Here is an 8,701-nt window from a genome sequence, read left to right as displayed (position 1 = left end):
TCCGCCTGGTTGGCGCGATCCTGCTCGAACAGAACGACGAATGGGCCGTGCAGCGCGCCAGATACATGACGCTGGAAACCATCAGCCAAATGAGCGATGATCCGCTCATCAGCCTGCCAGCCGTGGCACGCTGATCAGCCCGGCCCCATGCCGGAGAGCGCGGCGACCAAGCCGTCAGCTACACCACTCCCTGGGACACGATCTCCATCTGTCGGGCAGGAATTGGAGACCATGCGTTTTCGGCGCCTGGTCGAGATCAGGTGGGACCGGCGTGCGGTCTGGGTGGGCGAGCCGTGACCCGGTTTCCCCGCTATCGATAGCGTTTCGCCGATGTTTCCCGGCCCGCTTTTAACTCCTAGACGCTCCCGGGGCACCTTGACTCTGGCCGACTCTTCGGTTGCCCACCTCTTTTTCTGGAAGCCGCTCCAATTCTCCTCAGAAAGAGTGGACGGCGGACCCCGGCACTATCGGCGCGCTTACGCGGCCCTTGGTGACCCAGCCGAACTATAGCGGTTATCGCCCTCATCATCCCCGATGCTGATGCGCGCCATGGAATGAACGTGGGCGGGCTGCCCGCTAATACACGTCCGTCATCCTAAGGCTGACCTACGGCCAGAGTTACAAAAGTTGAACTTCATCGGGGAACACTCCTTCTGTCTGCCTGTTGGATTGCCAGGCGCATCCCGCGCATCAGACAGGAGAAAGAAGATGAAACGCATCCTTTTGGCTTCGGCCGTGCTGGCGGTGTCGGCTGGGCTTTCCTTTGCCCAGACGACGAGCGGAACTTCGAGCGGAAACTCGACGGGCGGAACCTCGACCACGACAACCATGCCCAGCACGACGGATCAGGGCACCGGCACGACGACCAGTGGGACCAACATGTCCGGCGATCAGGGCACCGACACGACCACCACCGGCGGCACTACAAATCCGAACTCGGCCAGGGACTGCGCGCCAGGCCAGCAGACCGGCAGCGCTCAGCAGGCGGCGCCTGGTCAGCAGGACACGGCAGCCAACACCGCCGCGCCGGGCCAGGTGAAAAAGACCGACGAAGGTTGCTGATTGGCACATCGGCTCAGGTTGCAATCACCACCATGTGGCTGGCTGGTCTCCCCCGACAATCAAACTCGGCTGGCGAGCAAGTTGCCGCCAGCCGAGCGTCAGTTCGTGATCATCGCGCAGCCGTAGCCGACCACCAGCAGTGCCGTCCGCGAGCCGGCTGCGTCTCTTCCGCCGATCCGATCGCTTGTCGCGAGCGGCTCAGGTGCGCCGGCTGAGCGTGCATCTTGTCGGGACGACGCAGCCTGATCTAAATCCTCATTGCGCTAGATCACTTTAACGACACCCACGTTACCAGCCATGATCTCACTCGCGCCTGAACATCAGTTCCTCAACGCCGGAAGCATTCGGCTTCATGTCGTTCAGGCCGGGCCTGCCGCGGGTAAGCCGGTCATGCTCCTGCACGGCTTCCCGGACTTCTGGATCGGCTGGAGACGGCAGATCGGTACGCTCGCTTCCGCCGGATATCGGGTCATCGTTCCCGACCAGAGGGGCTACAACACCAGCGACAAGCCCGAGGGCATCCGCGAGTACACGCTCCCCAAGCTCCTCGGCGATGTCGTCGCCCTGGCCGACGCGCTCGGCATCGGAAGGTTTCACCTCGTTGGCCATGACTGGGGCGGCATCATCGCTTGGGTCGCCGGGGCAAAGTTGCCTCATCGCCTGGACAAGCTCGTCATCCTGAATGCGCCCCATCCCGAGGTGCTGTTTACCCATGCCCTGCGATCTCCGACGCAGTTTCTGCGGAGCAGCTACGCGGTTTTCTTCCAGATCCCCTTGCTGCCCGAAGCCGTTTTGGGTGCGCGCCGCTCGGCCTTGCTCGCACGAGCACTCAGGACATCCAGCCGGGCAGGCGCCTTCGAAGAAGAGGAGATTGCAGAATATCGGCAGGCCTGGGAGCGGCCGGGGGCGCTGACCAACATGCTCAACTGGTATCGCGCCCTGCGCTTTCGCCCGAGCCTGAAGGAGCGGATCACGACGCCCACTCTTGTAATCTGGGGGATGCAGGACCAGGCTCTGGAATCTGGGCTGGCCAAGCGCAGTCTCGCCCTTTGCGACGATGGCCGCCTGCAGACTTTCGAGAAGGGGACGCATTGGGTTCAACGCGAAGAGAGCAACGCGGTGAATGCGGCGCTTTTGGCATTCCTGGAGGGCTGAGATGCGATACGGTTCTGCAAGCGGTTCGAGCCGGCGCGAGCTGTTGACGACGCTCGCCGTCACCGTCACAGCCTACCGCCTTACCTCCGTCGCTGATGCATCAGAGGCAGAGGCCTCGACGGAGCATCCGATGCCGCATGTCGTCCTTCTTGGGGATTCGATCTTCGACAACGCGGCTTATGTTGCCGGCGGACCTGACGTCGCGTGGCAGCTGCGGGAGCGCCTGCCCGAAGGCTGGCATGCAACTCTCAACGCCGTCGACGGTGCTGTCACGAGCGGCGTCGAGCGGCAGCTTGAACGGCTCCCGCAGGATGCGAGCCATCTCGTCGTCAGTGTCGGTGGCAATGATGCTCTTCGTGATGCGGGTCTTCTGGATCAGGCGGCTCGTTCGGTAGCCGAGGCTCTGGACAGGATCAGCGATGTCCGGGAGCAGTTCGAGCAGGATTACCTGAGGATGCTCGAGGGGGTGCTGAGCCGGGATCTGCCAACGGCCATATGCACGATCTACGAGGCACGCTTTCCCGACCCGCAGCGTCGCAGGATTGCCGCAAGTGCCTTAACGATCTTCAATGACGTCATCACCCGGTCGGTCTTCTCCCGCGGTTTGCCGCTCCTTGACCTGCGCCTGGTCTGCAATGAGGATGCGGACTTCGCCAATCCGATCGAACCTTCCGTTCGTGGCGGCGCGAAGATCGCGACAGCCATTGCGGCTCTCGTGGCGGAACACGATTTTGTTCGGCGCCGGTCGGAGGTCTTCGCCGGTTGAGCGGCTTCTCCTTCGCCTGATCAGGCAGCGCCTATCGTTCATGACAATCTCCTTGGGTTGTGGATGCGTTACGGTATCTTCAGCGCCACGCGCCCTGCCGGTGCCGGTGGCGGCTGCTATGCATGCAAGCGGGATTTGAGGCACGGGGCGGCAACTATGCCGCCGAATCTTGATGCTCTTCTGGGTGTGCACATATCCGGTAGGCAAATTCGCGCCCGCTAACCCGAGATGGACTTCGCGGCGGAGGCGCCCTACGTTTTGCAGGCTGGTCGCTAATCAGCAAAAATATTGGCGGCTAAATATCAGAGCATTCCTGCCAACCAAGTTCCAAACATCAATAGAAATTCCCAGGATATTTCACTAACCATGTGATTTTTCTTCCAAAAACGGATCGGCACAGCTAAGCTCGTCGTCGCTTCGGTTCCAGAAGATACCGAACAAATCATTACGCGTCCTGATCCCGACGTCATGTCAGCAGTCCAGAATTGCCCTTCGGCCTTACAGAGAGAGCGTCCGCTCAGAGTCATGGGTGTGAGTCCAACCGAAGGCGAGCGAACGTCCGCTCAGGGGCATCACTTCCGGTTCCCAAAGGGCACATCCTGTCCGTCGGCGTCGCTGCGCCGGACCACTCGAGCGCTTTTACGCGACGCGGCCGCATTGTGCAGTGCCAAGAAGGCACCCGTTTCCTCGAAGAACTGGTCGAAGGCGGGAGTGCCTTCAATGAGCACGTGGTTATTTCCCTGCATTTCGACAAACATCGCCCCCGGAATTAGCTTGGCCATCAGGCGGCCTTCCTCGATCGGCGCGACGCGATCGCCCACGCAATGCAGCACGAGCGTTGGGACTTGGACTCTCTTTGCCAACTCGGTCGCGTCAACTTTGCTGTTCATTTCCCAGAGTCGCATCGCGGCTTCGGGGCTCGTGGCAATGCGCTGCAGTTCGTCGAAGCTCGCCACAATCTCCTGTGGGGCGTCGGGGATGAATGTGGAAGTAAAGAAGTGCCTGAAAACGGGATTCGGCGAGCCCCAGCCGTCGCGGATCATCATCGCCCCGGCTTCATATAGCTTCCTTTGATCGAGGTCCGGTCGCATTAGCCGGCCTCGGAGAAATCCGCCCAGCAGGATGAGGCATGTCACCTGCTCCGGATGCTCCACAGCATAACGCACGGAGAACGCGCAACCTTGCGAGATGCCGAGCAGCGCGAACCGATCCAGCCGTGCGGCGGCTGCGACCGCGGACATGTCGCTGGCCATTGCATCTTCCGATACCGTCTCCACCTCCCAGTCCGAGAGGCCATTTCCGCGTTGGTCGAACCGCACGAGATGGCAAAGCTTCGCGAACTTCGCCAGAATCGGACGCCAAATGGGACTGTGCCATTCATACTCAAGATGGTTCAGCCAGTTCGGACCCTTCAGCACCGGCGCTCCCTGACCGATGCTGGCCCAAGCGATCTGCACGCCGTCCGACGCCGTCGCGAACTGCACCCGCTGATGCAGCGCCGCTTCGACGGGTCTCGTCGTCTGCCGCGCCCCGTCAGGCGTCCACTGCCAGACACGGATGGGTCGGGAGATGTTCTTTACTCGCTGGTTGCCCATGTCACGGAAGGGCACCTGGATCCGATCCTCGACTGCCTGATGCACAATGTCCGACACGCACACGCCGCCCGGCTTGGCGAGCCCCTCAAGCCGGGAGGCCACGTTTACACCGTCGCCGAAGACGTCCCCGTTCTCGAAAATGACGTCACCGAGATTGATCCCAACACGGTAAAGGATTCGGCTGTTCTCAGGTTCACCAATGTTTCGCTCTGCCATCGACCGCTGGATTTCGATAGCGCTCTCAACCGCCTCAACGACGCTCGCGAACTCTGCGAGCAGGCCGTCGCCTGTGGTCTTGACGATATTGCCCCGATGCGCCGCGATCCTGGGCCTGACGACCTCACCAATATGTACCTTCAGGCGCGCGAGCGTGCCGGCCTCGTCCACCTCCATCATCCGGCTGTAGCCGGAGACATCCGCCGCAAGGATCGCCGCAAGCTTCCGCTCGCTAAGGTCGGCCAAGTCAACCATACCGCAGCGTACGGGTCTGGCAGCCCTTTTGTCGAGCTGCATTCCTAGCCACCCGCTTCGATCTGCTGCAGCGTTGAGCTGCCGAGGAACGCACGAGATCAATCGAGCTTCAAACCCATGGCCAGATGTCCGTTCATCGCCGCCAATTGAGAACACAGCCGAAACTACCGCTTTCCACACCAAATGAACCCTACCGTACCGAATGAGGATAGAAATCACGGTGAGGTCGACTTGCGGCTCGATCGCGCCAAAAGCCGTCCATAGTAGCTCGATGACCGGCTGGCCCGTTTGATTGGCGGCCGATCCCCGCTGGGCCGGTTGCCCCCCGGGGCACCGTCGCCGCCTTCGTGCGCTGCAATACCGCGGGCACAAAGTTCCGGTTTGAGGATCAGGACTTGGCCTTTGATTTCTTCGGCAGAAGGTCCGTGAAGGGGCTCAATCGTTCCTTTCCGGCAAGCACGCCAGCTTCAAAAGCAGGACGCGGAAAAAATCCCTAGAGACATCCGACTTCCGGTGATCCGTCAGGGGTTTATTTCCACTGTTGCTAGCAAATCAGCCCGCTGATGGGAGTCTTTGAGCGACCCCGAGCGGAAGTTCGTTCGCGCAGGACGAATTCACGCCGATGACCCTTTCGAGACCTTGCGGAGCCGAATTCTCTTCTTGGAAGCCGACATTGGCCGTAACCAGCATTCGCTGCAATGAACGGCTGGATTTCACAAAGCGGATCTGTGGTGAGGACAGAAATTGCCGCTTGCCCCGATGCAGGTAGCGAAGGAGAGTCCGTGTCAGGACGCACATTAGATCAGGACGGTGCAAGGAGAGATGGCAGTGGCGGACCCCGACACCTCGGCTACGATTTACAGGCGGTGCTATTGCGGTGTGACTACGATCCGCGCCACGCAAACCTCCTATTGTCATTGCATTTTGGCTGGCGGCAGATCGAGCCACGCAAATCCGCCGCCAGCTCGCGGCAGTCCTTCCTATATGCGCGGCTTGATAATTGATCCTAATTCCAACGGCACCATAAACTCCTCCAACATACAATTTCGCTAAAATGCCCCGGAACCTATTGCTGCTCTGCGTCTTGAGTCGCCGTCGGAGGGTGCATGCCTAACGCCACAGACGGGCTCTCTTTCATTGAGTTTCAATCGCCGACGCTGGTCGAGAATGCTCCCGAGGGCGGCGAATGGCTTCATGAGATCAAGTATGACGGCTACCGCACCGAGCTGATCATTGAGGGCGGCAAAGCGAGAGCCTTTACGCGCCGTGGCTACGACTGGTCGCATCGATACCGACGAATTGTTCAAGCGGCGGCGGGTTTGCCGGTGAAAGCGGCGATCATCGACGGAGAGGCTGTCGTTCTCGGCGACACTGGCCTGCCGGACTACCAAGCGTTGGAACGGGAGTTGGGCAATCCAAACTCGGCGAGGCTCATCTTCTATGCATTCGATCTGCTGCACCTCAACGGGCACGATCTGCGGCAGCAGCCGCTGGTGAAGCGCAAGGCAGCCCTTGAGAAGCTGCTTAAGAACTCTGCCCCGACACTGACCTATGCCGAACATCTGGAGGTGGGCGGCACGGACGTGTTTCAACATGCCTGCCGAATGGGCTTGGAGGGGATCGTCTCCAAGCGCACCGATGCCACCTATCGATCGGGTGTCCAGACGAGTTGGCTCAAGGTGAAGTGCATCAAGAGCGACACCTTTCCTATTGTCGCTTTCGTCGAGAAGCTCGGGGCTCACCCGCGCCGCATTGCATCGCTCTACATCGGCCGCCGCGAGGGCGGCCGACTGCTCTATGCCGGCAAGGCTCGCAGCGGCTACACCTTGAGCGCAGCGCAATTGGTTCGAGAGCGGCTCGACCCGCTGATCATCAGCAAGCCGCCACTGTCAGAGCCCATTGTGAAACCGAAGGCGACGTGGGTCAGACCAGACGTTCTGGCTGAGGTTCAATTCAGTGGCGTAACTGATCGCGGCGTGCTGCGTGAAGCCGTGTTCAAGGGTCTGCGAGAAGACCTCGTGGCGATCCCGGCCAAGCCTCCTGCGCGATCAAAGCGACGTGGGCCAGCCCGGGAACATGGCGTTCCCAGCGAGAACATCCTGCAACTGCTGCCCGACGCGATCTCGCCCTCCAAGGAAGAGCTTGCGCGCTACTGGGAGAGGGTTGCCGATCACGCACTCGGCCATCTCGGCCACCGACCGCTGAAGCTGGTCCGCCATGCTCTTGGGGCAACCTTCTACCACAAGGGCGCACTGCCGAAAATCCCGCCAGCAGTGCATCAGTTGCGCGTTCAAAAGCGCGAGGGTGGCGAAGGTGTGCGCGTGTGGGTGGACGACCTTGCCGGCTTGCTGGGGCTGGTCGAGATGGATGCGGTAGAGCTGCATCCCTGGAACACTACTGTTGACGATATCGAACATGCCGACCGCATTGTTCTGGACCTTGATCCGGGGGAGGGGGTCGAGTGGGATGAAGTGATCGAGACCGCGCTAACGCTCCGCGACATCATGGAAACGGAAGGTCTGGAGAGCTGGCCGAAGGTGACGGGCGGCAAGGGAATTCACCTGATGGCCCCACTTGAGACGAAGATCACACACGACAATGCCCGGCTCCTTGCCCGGTCGTTCGCCAAGCGCCTCGCTGAAGCTCATCCTGATCGCTATCTGCTCTCCGCCGCGCCGGTAGCCCGAAAGGGCCGCATCTTCATTGATTACCTCCGCAATGGGCGCGGCAACACGGCAGTCGGCGCCTTCTCCCCACGAGCGCGACCTGGCTTCCCAATCGCTCATCCCGTGACCTGGAGCCAGGTTGAGGCAGCCATCCGTCCAGATGCCTTCACCATCGACCGTCCGTTCAGGGCAGCCGCCAGAAAGGCAGCGTGAGCATCAGCCGGCGCTGGAAAACTGCTTCTCACCGTTCCTGTACCGCGAGCGCAACGCCATCGGGCGCATGTTCGGGCGCCTCAATGATTTCCGCCGCATCGCCACTCGGTACGGTCGGTCGGCGACGAACTTCCTTGCCGTCGTCTGCTTCGCAGCTACCGTCAGCTATTGGCTATGCGTGCCAGCCCGCCGATCATTCACAACGCCTTCCTCATCCGCAACAGTGGCACGCCCGCTCCGCCTCGGTTGTCGACGACTTCTTCAAGCGCCTCAAGCCGCAGGCCCGATAGAGCGGTTCGCCGGCCATCGTGGCCATAAGCTCGACACTTGTGAAGCCCTCGCCGCGGGCGGCGTCCTCGCACAGCGTGAGGATTAGACGCCCCACGCCTCGGCGGATGAAGCTGGGATGCGTATACATGGCACGCACGCGCGCAGCGTCTTTCGTCGAGTCAAGCAGCGCTGCATCGCGCTCGGGTGAACGGTCGCCGCCCTAGAGGGTTGCGCGCCGACTTCATCCGCGCTCCGCCCAAACCTGCCGCAGCAAATCTCCTGAGAGCGTAGCCACCGCGGCCTGGCCGTATGGATACCGTTTTGGTCACTTTAGGTGCTGCTGGGCGGCACCCTCGACATGGCTGACCCCCTAGCGGTGCCCAGGTCGATCAGTCTTGAGGTAGACCGGGGGAGCGAACCAGAGGGGACCCATAAGGGGAACTTAGAGCGGCAGAGCCCGCTGACCAACCCGCATTAGCCACAGCTAATGGAACGATGTAGGC

6 protein-coding genes and 2 pseudogenes are annotated in these 8,701 nt (G+C 61.2%); 6 read left to right on the top strand and 2 right to left on the bottom strand.

The genetic code is table 11. The features are described from left to right. The 4 genes and pseudogenes from NKH17_RS33040 to NKH17_RS33025 form a co-directional block, all read left to right on the top strand. Positions 1-134, top strand: a pseudogene (locus NKH17_RS33040) (IS256 family transposase); the annotation flags it as partial. Between the two features lie 574 nt (positions 135-708). Next, positions 709-1,062, top strand: a complete 354-nt coding sequence (locus NKH17_RS33035; RefSeq protein ID WP_352808396.1) for a hypothetical protein — start codon at positions 709-711, stop codon at positions 1,060-1,062. A gap of 297 nt (positions 1,063-1,359) precedes the next feature. After that, positions 1,360-2,217 (top strand): alpha/beta fold hydrolase, encoded by an 858-nt coding sequence (locus NKH17_RS33030; protein ID WP_352808397.1) that lies wholly within the window; start codon positions 1,360-1,362, stop codon positions 2,215-2,217. Positions 2,218-2,260: 43 nt separating this feature from the next. Beyond that, positions 2,261-2,983, top strand: a complete 723-nt coding sequence (locus NKH17_RS33025; RefSeq protein WP_352973510.1) for an SGNH/GDSL hydrolase family protein — start codon at positions 2,261-2,263, stop codon at positions 2,981-2,983. 572 nt (positions 2,984-3,555) lie between these two features. Here the strand turns inward: NKH17_RS33025 and NKH17_RS33020 are convergent. Beyond that, positions 3,556-5,091, bottom strand: a complete 1,536-nt coding sequence (locus NKH17_RS33020) for an alpha/beta fold hydrolase (RefSeq protein WP_352903147.1) — start codon at positions 5,089-5,091, stop codon at positions 3,556-3,558. A 1,064-nt stretch (positions 5,092-6,155) separates the two neighbouring features. On the opposite strand from NKH17_RS33020, the gene ligD reads away from it, so the two are divergent. Together ligD and NKH17_RS33010 are read left to right on the top strand one after the other, a co-directional pair. Further along, complete coding sequence (ligD, locus tag NKH17_RS33015; RefSeq protein ID WP_352808402.1) at positions 6,156-7,928, top strand: DNA ligase D; 1,773 nt, start codon at positions 6,156-6,158, stop codon at positions 7,926-7,928. Positions 7,929-7,944: 16 nt separating this feature from the next. Further along, positions 7,945-8,103, top strand: a pseudogene (locus NKH17_RS33010) (IS5/IS1182 family transposase); the annotation flags it as partial. A 36-nt stretch (positions 8,104-8,139) separates the two neighbouring features. Here the strand turns inward: NKH17_RS33010 and NKH17_RS33005 are convergent. Further along, on the bottom strand, positions 8,140-8,346 hold the full coding sequence (locus tag NKH17_RS33005; RefSeq protein ID WP_352808404.1) for a GNAT family N-acetyltransferase: 207 nt from the start codon (positions 8,344-8,346) through the stop codon (positions 8,140-8,142). Positions 8,347-8,701 lie beyond the last annotated feature (355 nt).

The organism is Mesorhizobium sp. M1334, from assembly GCF_040317995.1.
In the GTDB taxonomy this organism is placed as follows: domain Bacteria; phylum Pseudomonadota; class Alphaproteobacteria; order Rhizobiales; family Rhizobiaceae; genus Mesorhizobium.
This window is presented reverse-complemented; position numbering and strand designations above follow the sequence as displayed.